This is a genomic window from Shewanella sp. SM101 (assembly GCF_025654465.1).
GTDB lineage: Bacteria > Pseudomonadota > Gammaproteobacteria > Enterobacterales > Shewanellaceae > Shewanella > Shewanella oncorhynchi.
This window is the reverse complement of record NZ_JAKKRH010000002.1, coordinates 148921-166550: the sequence shown is the minus strand read 5'-3', so window position 1 is coordinate 166550 and position 17630 is coordinate 148921. Positions and strand designations below refer to the sequence as shown.

General features: G+C 45.2%; 14 protein-coding genes, 1 pseudogene and 1 riboswitch. Of the genes and pseudogenes, 9 read left to right on the top strand and 6 right to left on the bottom strand.

Annotated features, from left to right (window positions below; translation table 11 throughout):
* Positions 1-138 precede the first annotated feature (138 nt).
* Positions 139-966, bottom strand: a complete 828-nt coding sequence (xapA, locus tag L5M38_RS01765) for a xanthosine phosphorylase (protein WP_173497564.1) — start codon at positions 964-966, stop codon at positions 139-141.
* A 135-nt stretch (positions 967-1101) separates the two neighbouring features.
* On the opposite strand from xapA, the gene L5M38_RS01760 reads away from it, so the two are divergent.
* The 4 genes from L5M38_RS01760 to L5M38_RS01745 all read left to right on the top strand — a co-directional run bounded on the left by L5M38_RS01760 (position 1102) and on the right by L5M38_RS01745 (position 4433).
* Positions 1102-2019 carry a LysR family transcriptional regulator gene (locus L5M38_RS01760; protein WP_263178146.1) on the top strand — a complete coding sequence of 306 codons (918 nt, stop codon included), beginning with the start codon at positions 1102-1104 and terminating at the stop codon, positions 2017-2019.
* Positions 2020-2084: 65 nt separating this feature from the next.
* A complete protein-coding gene (locus tag L5M38_RS01755) occupies positions 2085-2522 on the top strand; it encodes a nucleoside deaminase (protein WP_028761325.1) in 438 nt (145 codons plus the stop codon).
* A 199-nt stretch (positions 2523-2721) separates the two neighbouring features.
* Entirely contained in the window at positions 2722-3927 is a 1206-nt protein-coding gene (locus L5M38_RS01750; protein ID WP_263178145.1) for a DUF418 domain-containing protein, read from the top strand.
* Between the two features lie 29 nt (positions 3928-3956).
* Positions 3957-4433, top strand: coding sequence for a DUF1294 domain-containing protein (locus tag L5M38_RS01745; RefSeq protein ID WP_263178144.1), 477 nt, complete (start codon positions 3957-3959; stop codon positions 4431-4433).
* Between the two features lie 65 nt (positions 4434-4498).
* Here L5M38_RS01745 and L5M38_RS01740 read toward each other — a convergent pair whose 3' ends face one another.
* The gene (locus L5M38_RS01740) at positions 4499-5113 is read right to left on the bottom strand and encodes a TetR/AcrR family transcriptional regulator (RefSeq protein WP_113939387.1); all 615 of its coding nucleotides are present in this window, start codon (positions 5111-5113) and stop codon (positions 4499-4501) included.
* A gap of 276 nt (positions 5114-5389) precedes the next feature.
* On the opposite strand from L5M38_RS01740, the gene L5M38_RS01735 reads away from it, so the two are divergent.
* Entirely contained in the window at positions 5390-5869 is a 480-nt protein-coding gene (locus L5M38_RS01735; RefSeq protein ID WP_263178143.1) for an HPP family protein, read from the top strand.
* 81 nt (positions 5870-5950) lie between these two features.
* Here L5M38_RS01735 and L5M38_RS01730 read toward each other — a convergent pair whose 3' ends face one another.
* Positions 5951-7306 (bottom strand): short-chain fatty acid transporter, encoded by a 1356-nt coding sequence (locus L5M38_RS01730; protein ID WP_263178142.1) that lies wholly within the window; start codon positions 7304-7306, stop codon positions 5951-5953.
* Positions 7307-7556: 250 nt separating this feature from the next.
* Between L5M38_RS01730 and L5M38_RS01725 the strand changes: the two genes are divergently transcribed.
* The 3 genes and pseudogenes from L5M38_RS01725 to L5M38_RS01715 all read left to right on the top strand — a co-directional run.
* Positions 7557-8027: an FKBP-type peptidyl-prolyl cis-trans isomerase gene (locus L5M38_RS01725; RefSeq protein ID WP_263178141.1), complete on the top strand. Its 471-nt coding sequence runs from the start codon at positions 7557-7559 to the stop codon at positions 8025-8027.
* A 216-nt stretch (positions 8028-8243) separates the two neighbouring features.
* Positions 8244-9275 carry a DUF4062 domain-containing protein gene (locus L5M38_RS01720; RefSeq protein WP_263178139.1) on the top strand — a complete coding sequence of 344 codons (1032 nt, stop codon included), beginning with the start codon at positions 8244-8246 and terminating at the stop codon, positions 9273-9275.
* A gap of 54 nt (positions 9276-9329) precedes the next feature.
* Positions 9330-9566, top strand: a pseudogene (locus L5M38_RS01715) (FKBP-type peptidyl-prolyl cis-trans isomerase); the annotation flags it as partial.
* 131 nt (positions 9567-9697) lie between these two features.
* On the opposite strand, the gene L5M38_RS01710 reads toward L5M38_RS01715, so the two are convergent.
* Positions 9698-12304, bottom strand: a complete 2607-nt coding sequence (locus L5M38_RS01710) for a glycosyl hydrolase family 18 protein (RefSeq protein WP_263178137.1) — start codon at positions 12302-12304, stop codon at positions 9698-9700.
* 113 nt (positions 12305-12417) lie between these two features.
* Positions 12418-12506, bottom strand: a riboswitch (cyclic di-GMP riboswitch).
* A gap of 349 nt (positions 12507-12855) precedes the next feature.
* Positions 12856-13641: an ROK family protein gene (locus L5M38_RS01705; RefSeq protein WP_263178135.1), complete on the bottom strand. Its 786-nt coding sequence runs from the start codon at positions 13639-13641 to the stop codon at positions 12856-12858.
* A 393-nt stretch (positions 13642-14034) separates the two neighbouring features.
* Between L5M38_RS01705 and L5M38_RS01700 the strand changes: the two genes are divergently transcribed.
* On the top strand, positions 14035-15822 hold the full coding sequence (locus tag L5M38_RS01700; RefSeq protein WP_263178134.1) for an aminopeptidase P family protein: 1788 nt from the start codon (positions 14035-14037) through the stop codon (positions 15820-15822).
* Between the two features lie 173 nt (positions 15823-15995).
* On the opposite strand, the gene L5M38_RS01695 is transcribed toward L5M38_RS01700, so the two are convergent.
* Positions 15996-17261 carry an HD-GYP domain-containing protein gene (locus L5M38_RS01695; protein ID WP_263178132.1) on the bottom strand — a complete coding sequence of 422 codons (1266 nt, stop codon included), beginning with the start codon at positions 17259-17261 and terminating at the stop codon, positions 15996-15998.
* Between the last annotated feature and the right edge of the window lie 369 nt (positions 17262-17630).

The window sequence follows — 17630 nt, the reverse complement described above, 5'->3', positions numbered from 1 at the left end:
TCAGCCGTATTTCGCAAAAACATTCGGTGAACTGAATTGCGCGGCGCCTTGCTCGCTCACGTTTAAGTACGAACTGTTAGATACGAGCTTTTAAAATCCCAGCCCTATCGCAATATAGCTGCACCGTTATGCAAAATATTAAGCAAAATGGCTTGCAGTAAAACGCTCAATTAAACGGATAAAGTCGGCTTCAGCAAGCTTGGCACACTTTAAGGTTTGTTCATGGGATAACTGCACGTCCCCCAATCCTTCTGCCATATTGGTAATAGCGCACACAGCCAACACGGGCAAACCACAATGCGCCGCCGAAATCACCTCTGGCACCACGGACATTCCCACTACATCGCCACCGATGATTTGCATCATGCGGATTTCAGCCGCGGTTTCAAAACACGGGCCAGAGTAAGACACAAAGACCCCTTGATTCACTTCAATGCCTGCGGTTTTTGCGACACTTAAGGCTTCTGATCTCAGGTTTTTATCATAAGCATTGGCTAGGCTAAAAAAGCGTGGACCGTAGTTATCATCATTTGCGCCCGTCATGGGCGTACCCGGCATAGTATTAATGTGATCGCTGAAAATCACTAATGATCCCACGCCGATCCGCTCTGGCCGTAATGACCCCGCAGCGTTAGTCACGAGTAACAATTCACACCCTAAACGTTTGAAAGTACGCACAGGCGTCGTCATCACCTTCATGCTTTGGTGCTCGTAAAAATGCCCGCGGCCTTTCATGCACACTATATCGATGCCATGTAAGCTGCCGAGCACGAGCTCTCCCGAATGACCGACGACGGTACTCACAGGAAAGCCGTCTAACTCTTCATAGGGGATCACTACTTTGTTATCTAAATTATCGGCAAACGCGCCAAGCCCTGAGCCCAAAATCATAGCAGCACGGGGAGAGAAATTCGGTTTACGGGCTCGAATCGTCGCAAGGGCATTAATAACGGGATCATGGCTCATACAAGGTACCTCATAGCAAAGGAATGAAAGAGTAAACGACCCTCAGTATAAGCGGGCTTAGGGTTGCAAATAATCGCGATTAATCGCACTATTGTGCTGATAAAAATGACAATAACTGAAAATAATGAGCCTAAGATGAGCAAGATAAACGCACCTGAACTCGTCACCTTGAAGATGCTACGGTATTTCCATCGAGTGGCTGAAGTGAAAAACTTTACCGCTGCCGCCGAGCAACTGCATTTATCGAAATCTCCGCTGAGCGCACAAATCAAAGAGTTAGAATCGCTCCTTGGCGTTGACCTGTTAACCCGCAGCACTCGTCAGGTCGAACTCACGCCCTATGGCCAATTGTTAAGAGAGAAGTGCGAGCAAATATTCGAGCTGGTGAATACCTCATTGGAACAAGTGGCTCAGCTTGGGCGACTCGATAGAAACCATATTCGGATTGGCATCATGAGCTCGCTGTTTTGGATGGGATTTGGTGACATACTGAAAAGCTTTCGTAAGCAATGCCCTAATAATGAGCTGATATTTCAAGAGTTATCACCCGAAACTCAAAAAGTCGCCTTAGCACATCAAGAAATCGATTTTGGCCTAGTGCGCTACGCCGATACCTTAAATTTGCCGCACCTTCTCGCCGAAACCATCACCAGCGAACCTATGGTGTTAGCACTGGCAAGTAAGCATCCCTTAGCCAGACGCAAAAGCATCGACTTGAGTGAACTCAAAGATGAGCCTTTTACCTTACTCAGCCGTGCCAATTCTGCCTCTAGCGATTTAATTATCGCCAGCTGTCAGGCCGCAGAATTTATGCCGCAAGTAGTACAGGAAATGGTCGAGCCCAATAGCTTGATGGCCATCATCGCTGCCGATAACAGGGTATCCATAGTGCCGCAAAGCTATGCTTCACAACCTTGGCCTAGGGTAAAGTTTATTAAGTTAAAACAAACCATCTCCGCCGATATCTGCCTGATTTATCGGCCAGAAATGGCTTCGCTGCCAATTCTCGATAGCCTGAGGGACTTATTGAAGCAACAAATCAAAACCATTTAGATTGTCTCCCAAACGAGTGCTATGCTGAGTTCAATACTCAGGGTTCATATTTTAAGGATATCAAGATGGATGAATTTTTAGCTGCAGCCATTGAAGAAGCTAAGCAAGGACTCGCCGAGGGCGGCATCCCCATTGGTTCGGTATTAGTGATCGATGGCAAAATCGTCGGGCGCGGCCACAATAAACGGGTACAAAAAGGCAGTTCAGTACTGCATGCCGAAATGGATTGTCTCGAAAATGCCGGCCGATTTAGCGCCGCCGAGTACCAAAGGGCGACCTTGTATTCCACCCTATCGCCCTGCGATATGTGCAGCGGCGCAGTATTACTTTATGGCATACCAAAAGTCATCGTCGGTGAAAACGCTACCTTCCAAGGGCCAGAAGCCTATGTAAAATCCCGCGGCGTGGATGTTACTGTGGTCGATAATGCCGAGTGCAAACAATTGATGCAGGACTTTATCGCCAGTAATCCCACACTCTGGAACGAAGATATCGGCGAGTAATGGTTCGACAGTCTTCTCAATCCGTTTTTGCTTTTTTGTATTTCACTTTTTACGTTGGCGCTATTTCACTTTCTACCTTTCCTGTATTTTACTTTTTGTGTTGGCTGTATTTCATTGGGGGCTAGCGCCTGCTAGGCTAGCCCTCCCAAATTCCAGTGAAAAGTGAAACATGTCTACTAGCGAAAGGAACTCAGCTAACGTGTCAGCAAACTTACCTAAAGACCCTTGGTCAAGATCAGACTCCACGCAGCCTGTTGTAATGACGATACCCGCACAGCGTAATGCCAACCTAGATGCTATTCGCGGCTTAGCCGTGTTGGGGATATTTTTTATGAATATCTATTTTATGGGCATTACTTTTTTTGGCTATGCGCCCCATGAAACACAGCCGCTGTCGGATCACATTATCAAAGTGTTCAGTAACTTTTTCATCGAGGCACGCTTTATCAGTCTGTTTTCCATCTTGTTTGGTGTTGGGCTTTTTATTCAATATCAGCGATTTAGCGCCAAAGGCCTAGAAGCTTACCCACTACTGCGATCACGTTTAAAATGGTTAATTGTATTTGGCCTACTCCACGGCATTTTTATTTGGTCAGGTGATATTTTATTCACCTATGGCATCAGCGGATTTTTAGCTTTGTGTTACAAAGATTTAAGTGTTGAAGCCCTTAAGCGCAAAGCGAATATTTTTATTTTAAGCGCCTTAGTTATCATCACGCTGGTTAGCCTTACTGGAAGCGATGAACCTTTCACTCGAGAATCGAGTCTATTTGCAGAGCAATACAGTGCATGGACCTCTGGCTATGCCGACCAACTATTACTGCAATTGATGCAAGTTGGCTATATGGCACTGGTGATCCCTTTTACCATAATGTGGTTTACAGCTGGCTTGATGTTGCTCGGCATGGCCTTGTATCAACAGGGGACTTTTGAGCGGGGTTTTAGCAAATCGGTACTGGTAAAGTTAGTGCTGGCAAGCGTAACGCTATCACTGCTTGATACCATCTTAGGTTTAACGAAAAATACTATTCTCGTTGCGTTTTCAGATGTGTTAATCATGCTAAGTGCTATTCCTATAGCGCTGATTTACATCCACATTATAGTTAAGGTTTGCCAGAATAATCCTAATATACTGACTCCGCTGCAAAATGTTGGCAAACTCGCGTTTAGTCTCTATATTCTGCAATCCATCGTTGGCGTGTTAGTGTTTAGACACTTAGCTCCCGAATTGCTATTGAGCTTAGATAGATGGGGATACATGGCCATGGCGCTGGTTTATTCAGTAGTACAATTACTGTTAGCCAGCCTGTACTTACGCTATTTCAAGCAAGGGCCGCTGGAGAAACTGTGGCGCCACCTCACATTTAAAAAATACACGGCATCACAAGAACACAAGCAAGCTTAAAAACACTGACACGAGATTGATACCAGATAATGACGAACAAAAAAACTACCAAAACGGGCAACAGCGTTTCACCTCAAACCAATCGTTCTCAAAAGAGTCGAGCACAAAGCGGCCGCGCTCAAAAATCCAATACAGCCGCTTCAGGCTCAAGCCTTATGCCGCTGTTATTGGTGGTGATTTTTCTTGCTGGCTTAATCGGCGCAGCGCAGCAACATATGCTGCCAGTCGGGATTGCGGGCATGTACCTCACACTAAGCCTGCTCACCTTTATCGCCTATGCCATCGATAAATCCGCCGCTAAACGTAATAAATGGCGCACTAAAGAAAGCACATTACATCTGCTCGCCCTCATGGGCGGTTGGCCCGGCGCTCTATTTGCCCAAAACCTGTTAAGACACAAGTCCGTTAAAGCCTCATTTAGAAACGTCTTTTGGATCACCGTTGTCGCTAACTTAGCCGTGCTGGGTTATGGCATAAAAACCAGCGCCGTAGATATGTTTATCTAATGCTCTTATGTAAGGGCTTTTATATGAGGCGCCTTATCTAAGAATCGCTATCTAAGGGTGGTACTCTAAGCAGCATGAGTCGCGGCATCGATCAACTGCTCAACCACAGACAACGCCAACAGTGCTGACTGAGTGTCACCTTTTAATTGTGCCGACACTATCGCACCCTCTTTGAGTAAACCTATTGCTGCAACGAGAAATTGGGTCTTGGCTTCTGGCAAGCCCAATGCCGATACTTGCTGTTCAATTAAACTCGCCACTCGCAGTTTATGCAGGGCGCAGAGTTGGTGCACTGGATGACTCGGCTCAGTAAATTCGGCGCTGACATTGATAAAAAAACAGCCGCGAAACTCACACAGTTGCGGCACTCTTTGATTAAACCAATCATCGAGCGCGATAAATAACCCACCAATGCCCTCCCGTCCCGCTGGCAATGCGTTCACTCGCTCGCTAAGCCATTGATAAAATACCTCATCACGATAGCGAACCACGGCTTCAACTAACTCATCTTTACTGGCAAAGTGGTGGTACAGGGTCTTTTTGGCGATCGCCGATTCCTGCAAAATCTGGTTAATCCCCACCCCATGCACACTTTGAAAATAAAACAGTTTAAATGCGGTAGTGACCAATTGCTGCCGTTTATCCGATGGCGTACCTGTCTGAATCTCAGTGCCCTGCATCAACTCATTCCTCTTCTTTGGTAAACATTCGTTAGCAAATTTTAGCTAACAAATATGAGTACTATCTTCTCACGAGTAGACAAGTCAGTCTACCCGTGAGAACATTCACATAGGCAGACAAATCTGTCTACTTAGGTAACTAAATTAAGTTAATAGTGAAATCAAGAATGAACACGGAACACCACAGCATGTTAGCAGCGATGGTTTTCTGAGCATTCAAGTCCACAATTCATTATCAAAATAAGGGCTTAACACAAGCCATTAATAGGAGAGAAGATGCAAAGAATCAATCCACAGAATCTAAAGATGGCCTTGCTCGCAGGGTGTGGAGCCACGTTGTGTATCAGTAGTTTAGCGACGCTTGAACAGCTAACACCGCAAACCATTTGGTTGATGGCCCCCTTTGGTGCCACTATGGTGTTGTTGTTTGCCTTGCCAGAAAGTCCACTCGCTCAACCGAGAAACATTCTCTGCGGCCACTTACTCACGAGTTTGGTTGGACTGATCATTCTAAATACTTTAGGAGTCTCCCCGCTAGCCTTAGGGCTTGCGGTCGGATTAGGCATAGCGGTGATGATGCTAACCCATACTGTGCATCCACCAGCGGGAGCGAATCCTCTGGTCGTTATGCTCACGGCGCAGCACTGGGATTTTCTGTATATGCCCGTCGCCAGTGGTGTTGCGCTCATTCTGGCTTTTGGTTGGCTGTATCACAACTTAGTTTGTCGCCGGCAATACCCACAAAAGTGGTTTTAATCATTCATCGCCAATAAAAAAGGGCAATTTTAAATTGCCCTACACTTTCTCTAAAATACAAAATTGGCTGTCACTTTGCCTTTAGAACCAACTCAACGCGATACTGATAATCACGCCTGTGATCATCAATTGCATTAAACAAAAGCCCATAATATCCCGCGCTTTTAAGCCTGCAATCGCCAGCACGGGCAGTGCCCAGAAAGGTTGAATCAAGTTAGTCCACGCATCTCCCCAAGCAACGGCCATTGCGACCCGAGCGACATCAGCACCTAAAGCTTGTGCGGCGGGTAACATAATCGGCGCCTGCACGGCCCATTGGCCACCTCCCGATGGTACAAAAATATTCACAATTCCTGCACTGATAAAGCTCCAAAATGGCAGGCTCTCGGCGCTAGCGATGGCCACAAAACCTTCCGAAATACTTTGGGCTAAACCCGACTGCACCATCACAGCCATAATGCCCGCATAAAAGGGAAATTGGATAACAATACCTGCGCCGCCCTTAATGGCCTCATTCAAGCTGGTTAATAAACTGCGTGGTGTTTGATGTAAAAGGATGGCGAGGAACAGGAATAAGAAGTTCACTAAATTGAGGTTTAAGCTGCCGCCCTGCACCCAAAAGTAATAACCTAAGTATACAAGCCCAGCGCCACCGACGCTCCAGCCGAGTAAACAGCTATTTTCTAACTTATCCGCAGGACGGCTTTCAGGCTGACGCTCGCTCATATTTGCAGAGTTAAGCTCTAACGCCGAAGAATCAAGTTCAGCGTCTTTGTCATCAAGGGCGCTTGGGTCAACATAAACACTGTCCTTATCTTCAGGCAACATAAAGCGATTCACTAAGGGCATGACCACAAACAGAATTGCCACTAACAATAAATTATAACTCGCGAAAATGGTGTCACTGGTGGGGATGATACCGATTTGCGATTCAGAGAAATGCCCCGCCGTCGCTATGGTTAATGGGATCGAACCCGCAAGCCCACCATGCCAAACCACAAAGCCGGAATAGGCGCTGGCTACCAACAATCGATAATCCACTTTCACTTTACGAGCTAAGGCTTTGGCAAATAACGCGCCCACCACTAGCCCAAAACCCCAGTTAATCCAACTGGCGGCCAGTGACACCAAAGTCACTAAAATAATGGCTTGTGGTGCCGACTTAGCCAATCCAGCAATGGCATCGAGCAGCTTTTTAATCGGCGGCGAGCTTGCCAACATAAATCCTGCCACCAGCACTAACAGCATCTGCATCGAAAAACTTAACAGAGTCCAAAAGCCATCACCCCAATAATTGATGACTTCCAGCGGGGTTTTATGTTCGGCAACCACAGCAGCAATTAATACAACTAAGGTAAGTAAAAGCACGAAAATATAAGGATCGGGTAAATATCGGTCAACGAGTTTGACCAGAGGTTTTGCCGCTTTGTTTAACATAGACTTTCCTTGTTTATTATCTGAACTAAAACGTCAACACGCCCTAGTTCTTATTTGTTTTTATTGAATTTTTATTGAGCCTTAAGCCCACAGATTAAGCGATCTCTAAAACAGGATAAAGTCTTGAGGGAGTTTTTAACGGTTTGAACTGGTAGCACCAGATATCCCGCTCAACGCACACGCGAGTGCCGATAGCATCTGATGCTAAAAAACTGATAATATGGCAAAAATTAACTAAGGTGCTCTTTATATGAAAATGTTACTTGCCGTTGTGGTGATTGCTGGGGTGATTTTTTACTTCTTTACCTCGATGAACGGCCAAAAAGCCGCCCAAGAAAATATCCGTTTAGGCAATGAGTTTTTAACACAAAACAAAACCAAAGAAGGTGTGATCACCACAGCTTCAGGTTTGCAATATCAAGTATTAACTCAGGGCGATGGCACTGTTCATCCTAAAGCCAGCGATACAGTGACAGTCCATTACCATGGCACGAAAATTGACGGAATTGTGTTCGATAGTTCAATAGAGCGCGGCGAACCCATAGCGTTTCCACTTAATCGCGTAATTAAGGGGTGGACTGAAGGCTTACAGCTAATGACTGTAGGTGACAAATTCCGTTTTTATATTCCGAGTGAGCTTGCCTACGGGAACCGCAGCGCAGGTAAAATTAGTGGCGGGTCATTGCTAATATTTGATGTGGAACTGCTTAAGATAAACTAAATGTTTGTTCTATAGATGAAAGCCTCCAATCTCCACGGAGGCTTTTCCATTTTACTTAATAAGTTAATCCGAACGGATAATTTATCAATTTACCCTGTGCTATAAGTCACTTAGCTCTTATTCACTTCAAACAATTGTTGACACCTCTCGCCAATAGTTTAAACATAACCCTAATCCCCTCGATATTTTTAGACTTCAGCGGTAAAGGATTGCACATTGGCCATTCCCAGAGTATTCATCAGCTCCACCTGTTACGACTTAAAACACATCAGAGAAAATCTGAAATACTTTGTTAAAACTATAGGTTATGAGCCTGTTCTATCTGACGATGGCGATGTTTACTACAGTGTAGATGCGCATACACATGATGCTTGTCTTAGTGAAGTAGCCACTTGCCAATTGTTTATCTTGATCATTGGCGGCCGCTACGGTGGTGAACATAAAGACAAAGAAGGCTCTATCACCAACAATGAATATCGAGAAGCAGTCAAAAATAAGATCCCAATTTTCGCTTTAGTCGAGAGTGCAGTCTACTCAGACCATCACACCTATCTTTCAAACAAAAAAAGTAACCCTGATTTTTACGAAAAAATCGCATACACAAGTATCGATAACATCAAAATTTTTGGTTTCATCGATGAAGTAAGAAAAAACAGTCTTAACAATGCCTTAGTTGCATTCAATAATTTTTCTGATATGGAAAGTTACCTAAAAAAACAATGGGCTGGAATGATGTATGACTTGCTTGCAGAAAGAACAAGAAATGACCATGCCAAAACAACTAATAAGTTAATAGATGACCTTACTATTGCATCAAAAAAATCTGAAGAGTTAATCAAGATACTGCTTCGTTCAACCGATGCAGAGCATGCTGAGGAAATAATTAGTGAAGTTGAATTAAAAGCTTTAGCAGAAAGCTTTTTAGGGTGGATGTATGAGTATTTTGAGTCATGTCAGTTCATCATTACAAATGTTACTGAACTTCCAAATATCCAAGATTACGATAAATGGTATGAATATTTAGCGGCCACTGATGAATTTCACATTGAGGTCTTCAAAAAAGAAAATGGGATCTCTGCTTACCTACACTCTCACTCGTCGGCAAAAGCTAGGCGTATATACGAAGTTGTTGATGACACGCGCACACGCGTGATTGATCACAATATTCAAGAAGCATTCGAAGCTCTGAAAAAAGTGGATGAAACTACTAGGAAAAGCATTCTTGAACAACTTTTTATAATACTGTGAAAGCCAATTAATTAGTCGAAAAAGTATCATTCACCAAACTGTAGTTGCATTACAAACAGCACTTTGATTGACGGTACTGTGTTTGACAGTTCGGTTGATCGCGGCGAACCCATCGCATTTCCGCTTAATCGGGTGATTAAAGGTTGGACCGAGGGCGTACAACTTATGGTTGTTGGCGATAAAATGCGGTTTTTTATTCCCAGTGAACTCGCCTACGGTAACCGTAGCACGGGCAAGATTGGTGGTGGTTCTGTGTTAATTTTTGATGTGGAACTGCTTAAGATTGATTAAATCAGTCTTCAATGAGTCTGTCTTAACGCATTCGGCTGTATTCATAAAAAACCTAACGCTTAATAAAGAAAAAAGCCCTGAATCTTCGCAGGGCTTTATTTTTTAACCAATAATATCAAAATGTTGGATGATTACTGGCAGGTTGCCGCGCCAATATCAACCCATACTGCTGCAACACCCGGTACATCACCTTTAGTCCAGTAACTCGCCTTCCAAACACGACCGTTATAGCGAGTAGTTTGACCGCCGTTATACACCACACCCGCATCCCAACCGAGATCAACTTGGCTGAGTAGCTGCCATTGGTCTGCGGTGCGAGATGGCGTATTGCCCTGAGTCCAATACTTTGCTTTCCATACCAACTGACTATGACTCACAGTATTACCCGTGTTGTATACCACACTGGTTTGCCAAGCAGGATAGTTACCGGCATTGGGATCGGTTGCATCGCAACCACCACCGACCACTTTTGGCGTCACAGTCAGATTCGTCGATGCACTTGCATCTAAGGCACCATCGGAAACCAGCACGCTCAAACCATAGCGAGTCGCTTCGGTAACATTGGGGCCAGTAACGACTAACGTGGCACTATTTTGCCCGGTTGCCGACACGCCTGCGGGCACAGTCCAAGCGTAGGTTAAGGCATCACCATCTGCATCGGAGGCACTCGCTACTATACTGACGGTTTTACCCGCTTCCACTGTTGCAGTGGCAGCCACACTCACCACAGGTGCTTGATTAGGCGTATCAGCCTTGTTCCTCACCAGCACAGTATCGCTGGCAAATAGCCCTTCAGGATCGGTGACTTTAAGGCTAAAACCATAGGCGACATCGGTTTGGGTTGCTCCCAGTTGAATAGTCGCATTCGCCATATCTGCATTCGCGATGGCAACACTTGGCCCAGAGACTTGAGTCCAGAGATAGCTTAAGGCAGCGTTTTCAGGATCGCGCGAACCGCTACCATTGAGCGTCACATCGGCGGGACCTGTGACATTCACATCCACGCCAGCATTGGCAATGGGCGCTTTATTCACTGGCGGAGTGGTGCCTTCACCATGACCTAAACCTTCGTGCATGGCATTCAGAATGTCACCATTATCGGCATCAAGTTCCCACGCAAAAAGCCCACCAAGTTGATTAGAAAGCACATATTGCCCCTTGGCTTTAACTGAACGAGCATCATCGAAAGTGATTAAATCGCCAGTAGATGCCTTGAACAAAGATGGCGCCTCGGCCGTTTCGTCATAGCTGTAAGTCCAACCACTTCCCATGTAATCGTTCGCTATCTGACGATAATCCACCACACCAGCTTCCCAAGTACCTTTTACTTTGCCCGTTGCCGTCCCCGTGAAAGGATTATTACCACTGTAGCCATTCACACCTGTCCAGCCGCGGCCATACATAGCGGCACCGACCACAATTTTCCCTGGGGTCACACCTTGGCCTAACAGCGCATTAACGCCATTAGCTGTGGTGTAACGAGTATTAGGATCCCAACTCGCTTCATACAGATTGGTTTGATGGCCGAGTTCAGTATTAGTCCAACCACCATTAAAGTCGTAACTCATCAAGAAGATGTAATCCATGTACTGCTGAGCAGCCTGATAATCGACTTTTTGAATTTTATCGTCACCTGCGCTAATAGCAGAGGTCAGCTCATAGGTACGACCCGTTTCGGCGCTTAGTTCATCAAGCATTGCCCGCAGTTCACGCATCAGAGTCACATAGGTTTCACCGTCATTGGCATTACCTAAATTTGGGTTAGCGCCATTCCCCCCTGGAAATTCCCAGTCGATATCTACGCCATCGAAGAATTTCCATGTCTGTAGAAACTCTTTCACCGAAGCGACAAAGATATCGCGCTTGGTTTTATCACCGAAGAAAAAGAAGGGGTCCGAGAGGGTCCAACCACCGACCGAAGGTAAAATCTTCAAATCTGGATGTGCTTGCTTAAGTGCCATCAATTGACCGAAGTTACCTTTGTAAGGATCTGAATGCTCACTCACTCCCGCCTGCGGTATTTGAATCGCTGCCCAAGGATCGTGAATCGCAACTTTAAAATCACCACGACCACTACAGGCACGTTGCAACGCTTCGAAACTGCCTTCGATTTCTTTCAAGCTATCATTGATTCCATCACCACCACAAATTGGGGTAAAGCCATATAAAATATGGGTTAAGTTTTGCGCAGGTATCTTATCGACCGGGAATTTACGACCGTATACGCCCCATTCGACAAAGTAACCGCCCACCACTTTGCCTGATTTATTAGCATAGGGACGGTTGTTTTCTTTTAGGGGAGCATTGAGTGGCACTAAATGGCTGCCGTCGGTATCAGCCACGAGGATTTGTTTAGCATCACTCGCCGTACAGCCATCGCTGTTACACAGTTGTACTTGCATCTGATAACGGCCGCCCTTGTTCACCTTAAAGTTAGCGGTTCCCGACGCGCCAGATGGGCCTTCCCAAACTACATTGCCGTTGAGTAACACTTGGGCTCTATTGCCCACATCGCCACTCCAAAGGTTCCAACTAACGGAGACATCGGCGGCATCTTTCACCGTAACTAATTGATTGTAAGCGGTAGCCGCTTGATTCACTTCAATAATAGCGAACTTAGTTTCGCCCCAACCTAAAGTCGGTTTACCGGGCGTCGCTGCAAAAACGCTGGCACTGATGGTAGATGCCAGCGCTGATGCCACTAGCAAGGCTGATGTTGAAATTTGAGTCTTGAACATGAGATATCCCTATTGAATTTTTATATGAATCAATAAGGCAAACAAAGCGTAGACAGGAAACAGCACTCTCTTAAAACCATGCAAAACGACTGACAACTGCACGAAGAAAAACCTGTGGTATCCCCGCTATCATAGGTACAGACGAACCCTTAGACCGGTGGCTTTGCGTCCCAGTTTTTCAACTGGTTTGCCTTTTACACACAATGACAACGTTGTCATTGCAAATATCAGCATAAGCGTAAGCGCAATAAAATTGCAACAAAATATTATCAACTGTGTTATTGGCTAAAATCGTAAATAGAACTAGGCATCTGATAAGAAAGGAATTATGAAAATTAAACTATCGCTAATATTTACTTTGGGTAATGAGGATCATCTGAATACTTTAAGAATAAAAAAACAGGACTCGATATGCCAAAGGCATCATAAGTCCTGCTTTATATTTCACAATTTACGTCGCTTATGCAGCTAAACCTCAATCACTAAACATTCATGGCGCAAACCATTGTCGAGCAACATGATGATCCTTATGCGCGGGGCATTTATTATTCTTATGCACGGGGATAGTCCCTTGCGAGCATCACAGATAAACCGCGGCAAACCAAGGTTTCCATATCATCGACACGATTGATTTTCATCTCAGCTAAGGGCGCGCTCAATGCCATTTGCTTTAAGCTTTCGAGACAGCCTTTGTAGTAAGGAGCGCTATTCATCATACCGCCAGCGAGCCAAATTCGATTGGGATTAAATAAATTAACCGCCCACGCTAATCCCATGCCGAGATAACTGCCCGCGCGATATAAATCATCCTGAGTGGAGATTCTGCGGCTGCGCACTGAATCGCCACTGGCCAGTTGCTCTAAACTAAACTCGCCAGATTCGGTCATCACGCGACAAGGCCCCAACTCCCCCGCCACGCCCGTCGCTCCCGTAAAGACTTGTCCATTAAAGGCAATAGACATACCGATCCCAGTGCCGCACATGACCAATAACTCACAGGCATATTTAGCATCACAAGTCGCTTGCATACCCGCATCGATATCGTTGCAGATAAACTTAAGCTCACCTTGGGTTTTGACTGTATCGAAGCTCAATCCATTGAGTCCAGGTAAAGATTTACAAGAAACCAAACGATTATTTTGTACCAGTCCAGGTACGGCAATCGCTAGTTGGTAATGCTGTAAATCATAATCACGTTCAAACGCCGCAATTTGATTATTTAACTCTTCAATTTTAAAACCTTCACCTGTGGGGATTTTATATTGTTCTGTATGTCCCGCGAGCTGAAGTTCGAACAGGGCTTTGGTACCGCCCACATCTATTGTTAGTATTTGCATCGCTTACTCCACTGATACATGTGCCCCACTCTGACCCCGAGTGGAGATGGCAAATGTTAGCATAGGGTCCAAATGTTAGCGATTGAATAAAACTTAAGTTGCTAATTTGTAAGGAACAAGTCCTAATTAAAACATGACCAACCTTTTATTTAATTCACTTTTCATGCTCAAAATCACATAAATAAATTAACAACAAACCCCATAACCTCAAGCGTCTTACCTGCACAAATTCACGATTGTATACAAAATCCTTTATTCGCTACCCTTGCATCTAGCGCGCTAGACTTGCGATAATCCGAGCCGGTTAAAACTCAAATCAACATAAACCTACTCATCCTTAGTCGATCTTCGCCTACCGACTCGCATAGCATGCCAGTCTCTATTGGAGCCCATATGTCACAATCAATCGCTAACCGTCTCGGTGCTATTCGTAACGAATTAACATCTGCTAATCTCGATGCTTTTATTATTCCCCGTGCCGACGAATATCTGGGCGAATATGTGCCAGCACATAACGAACGTTTGTACTGGGCAACCAACTTTACCGGTTCGGCGGGTATGGCTATCGTATTGAAAGATAAAGCCGCAATATTTACCGATGGCCGCTATACGGTTCAAGTTCGTTTGCAAGTCGATGCCACACTTTTCAGTTATGAAAGCCTAACCGATACACCACAAATTGAGTGGTTATGTGACACGCTACCAGCGGGGTCTCGCGTTGGCTTCGATGCGCGCTTACACACCTTAGCTTGGTATGAAAATGCCAAAGCAACTTTAAATAAATCCCAAATCGAATTAGTTGCAGTTGAGCAAAACCCTATCGATTTGCATTGGCAGAATCGCCCAGCACAGTCGAACGCGCCTATCACTTTGTTTAGCAACGAGAGTGCAGGTAAAACCAGCCTGCAAAAACGCATTGAAATTGGTGCATTAGTAAAAAAAGCCGGTGGTGATGTCGCCTTAATCGCCGCCTTAGATTCTTTCTGCTGGCTACTCAATATTCGCGGCAATGATGTACCGCGCCTGCCCGTTGTACTCGGCAGTGCCCTGCTCCACGCCAATGGTGATATGCAGCTTTTCACCGATTTAAGCAAACTCCCAGAGGGCATTGAGGAGCATGTTGGCGCTGGCGTCAGCTTTAAAAGCGAGGCATCTCTTGCCGATACACTCGCCAGCATGCAGGATGTAAAACTACTGGCCGATCCGAATTCTGCAAACGCTTGGGCACAAAACATTGCCCGTGAGGCAGGAGCAAAATTGATAGCTGGAATCGATCCTGTCGCTTTACCTAAAGCGCAGAAAAACGCCGCAGAACTGGCCGGCATGCGTGCCTGTCATGTCCGCGATGGCGTCGCAGTGAGTCGATTCCTTGCATGGCTCGATGCCGAAGTGGCAGCCAATCGTATGCACAATGAAGGCACCCTTGCGGATAAATTGGAAAGCTTTCGCCTAGAAGATGAGCGTTACCGCGAGCCAAGTTTCGACACGATTTCAGCTGCCGGTCCTAATGCCGCTATGTGCCATTACAATCACAACAATGGCACACCAGCCATAATGACAATGGACAGCATCTACTTAGTGGATTCTGGCGCTCAGTATATTGACGGCACGACAGATGTGACCCGTACTATTGCAATTGGCAAAGTGACCGATGAGCATAAAAAAATGGTTACGCTGGTGCTAAAAGGTCATATCGCGCTAGACCAAGCTCGCTTCCCAAAAGGTACTTCAGGCCAGCAGCTCGATGCATTCGCCCGCCAATATTTATGGCAACATGGTTTTGATTACGATCACGGTACAGGCCATGGTGTGGGTCATTTTTTAAGTGTGCACGAAGGTCCGCAGCGCATAGGCAAGAATGTTAACGCTATTGCCCTGATGCCAGGCATGGTGCTTTCCAACGAACCGGGTTACTACCGCGCCGACGATTTCGGTATTCGCCTAGAAAACCTCGTCGTAGTGCAACACTGTGAAGCACTGAAAGGGGCTGAGCGTGAAATGTATGAATTCGATACGTTGACTATGATCCCTATGGATGCGCGCCTTATTGATAAGAGCCTGTTAACTCAAGGGGAAATAGACTGGTTTAATGCTTATCATCAGCAAGTATTCAATACACTTTCTCCGTTGATGTCAGGGGATGAATTGGCTTGGTTAACTCAAGTGACTAAAGCAATTTAGCACTCCACTGATAAATAACGATTTAAGTCGTTATTTTAGTCACTTACGCGCTATAAAATAGAACGCCCAAGGCAATTAGCATTGGGCGTTTTTTTAGCGCTATCAGAGTGTTTTAAAACCCACGCCTTATTTCAAAACCATGATTTCAAAACACGATTTAAAAACATGAGTCGCTAAACCATAGTAGGTTGTGCCATCGGCTGATAAGCATCATCCAGCGATGCTTTAGACAACACTTCAAAGTCCTGATGAATTGCCATAAAACAATCGACTAATTCAGGGTCGAAATGCTGACCTTTGCCTTCAATAATTAAGTCGATAGCCTCTTGGTGGCTAAAGGGCCGCTTATAACATCGGGGAGACGTCAGCGCGTCATAAACATCAACTAGGGCCACTATCCTCGCCGAAAGCGGAATATCTTCACCTTTCAAACCAAGGGGATAACCACTACCATCCCACTTTTCATGGTGACCCGAAGCAATATCGCGGCCCATCTGAATAAAAGTACATTGGGGCGCATATTCCAACAAACTGCGTAGCACTTGTCCCCCGATCACAGGATGAGCTTTAATTTGCTCAAACTCCTGCGGCGTTAATTTACCCGGTTTAAGCAGAATCGCATCGGCGATACCGACTTTACCTATATCGTGCAAAATGGCCGACAAACTAATGTCTTGAATATAATCTTCGTTCAATTCTGCAGGAGGATTGGCGGCCAGTAGTCGCTGCGACGCGAGCATTTTCGAATACTGCCGCATACGTAGCAAATGCGCGCCCGTTTCGTTATCTCTGTATTCGGCGAGTTTAGCTAAGCCTAATACGGTAGCTTGGCGTGATGCTAAGGTTGAATCGAGTGCGTCAGCCAACTTACCTAATAAATAAGTGATGGTTAACGTCAACATGGCATTGGTCACGATAAAATTGACCACGACAACCGCCCAAATACCGACGCTATAACCTTGGGTTTCAGGCCAATTGAGCCAATTAAAATGATAGACAAAACCAATCAATACCAAACTTAGCCCATTCAAACACTGGGCATATAAGCTGGCTCGATTTCCTAAAAAAATACCGACTAACGGCGGGAAAATAAATAACCAGAAAAAACCAGCTCCCGAAGGGCCAATCGCAATTAAAAAACCGATGCCGATAGCAAAACCCAGCAAGCAGCCACAGCCAAAACGCGTACTATCAGCAAGCTTAGGAAAATACAGTAAAAGCAGTAAAAACAGATAAGCCAGCGTATCAAATACCACCATAAACCAGAGATCGGCGATGACGCATAAATACACACTAGTGATATATACAGGCACGCAGAGAATCGCTAGAAAGCCAAATAAACGTTCAAAGATCAAACGTCGCCAATGTGGCAGTGCCGCCGCTGTTCCCAAGGACGCTGTGGCTAATTTAGTTACACCACGCCTAAGTGATATCGCCATGGGAAGTTCCTCTTATGTAGCATTCCCGCTGTGAGCTAATAAACTAGAAGAGCAAAATCAAGATACACCACTGAAGCAAGGAAAAATAAGCCATCTTTTGTTGCCCATTAAAGAATAGACTAAGGCCAATAAAGCGCTCCATGAATACTGCGATATCAAGCCGAATCAAGGACATTAGCCCAATATCATCGAACATAATTTATATTTAAGATGAAAGACAAATACCCACTCAAGACATAAAAGAATAACCCTATACAAAATACTAGAATTAACGATTTAACAGGATAAACGCTCGTTTAACACCATATTCTCACTACTTAAAAACTTTATATATTGCAATAGCTTATAAATACGACGAACGATTGATTT

Bases quoted from the DNA above. Each gene is read 5' to 3' on its own strand.
- L5M38_RS01730 (WP_263178142.1), bottom strand. From the start codon at position 7,306: ATGTTAAACAAAGCGGCAAAACCTCTGGTCAAACTCGTTGACCGATAT.
- L5M38_RS01740 (WP_113939387.1), bottom strand. From the start codon at position 5,113: ATGCAGGGCACTGAGATTCAGACAGGTACGCCATCGGATAAACGGCAG.
- L5M38_RS01705 (WP_263178135.1), bottom strand. From the start codon at position 13,641: ATGCAAATACTAACAATAGATGTGGGCGGTACCAAAGCCCTGTTCGAA.
- xapA (WP_173497564.1), bottom strand. From the start codon at position 966: ATGAGCCATGATCCCGTTATTAATGCCCTTGCGACGATTCGAGCCCGT.
- L5M38_RS01700 (WP_263178134.1), top strand. From the start codon at position 14,035: ATGTCACAATCAATCGCTAACCGTCTCGGTGCTATTCGTAACGAATTA.
- L5M38_RS01760 (WP_263178146.1), top strand. From the start codon at position 1,102: ATGAGCAAGATAAACGCACCTGAACTCGTCACCTTGAAGATGCTACGG.
- L5M38_RS01745 (WP_263178144.1), top strand. From the start codon at position 3,957: ATGACGAACAAAAAAACTACCAAAACGGGCAACAGCGTTTCACCTCAA.
- L5M38_RS01695 (WP_263178132.1), bottom strand. From the start codon at position 17,261: ATGGCGATATCACTTAGGCGTGGTGTAACTAAATTAGCCACAGCGTCC.
- L5M38_RS01710 (WP_263178137.1), bottom strand. From the start codon at position 12,304: ATGTTCAAGACTCAAATTTCAACATCAGCCTTGCTAGTGGCATCAGCG.
- L5M38_RS01725 (WP_263178141.1), top strand. From the start codon at position 7,557: ATGAAAATGTTACTTGCCGTTGTGGTGATTGCTGGGGTGATTTTTTAC.
- L5M38_RS01735 (WP_263178143.1), top strand. From the start codon at position 5,390: ATGCAAAGAATCAATCCACAGAATCTAAAGATGGCCTTGCTCGCAGGG.
- L5M38_RS01755 (WP_028761325.1), top strand. From the start codon at position 2,085: ATGGATGAATTTTTAGCTGCAGCCATTGAAGAAGCTAAGCAAGGACTC.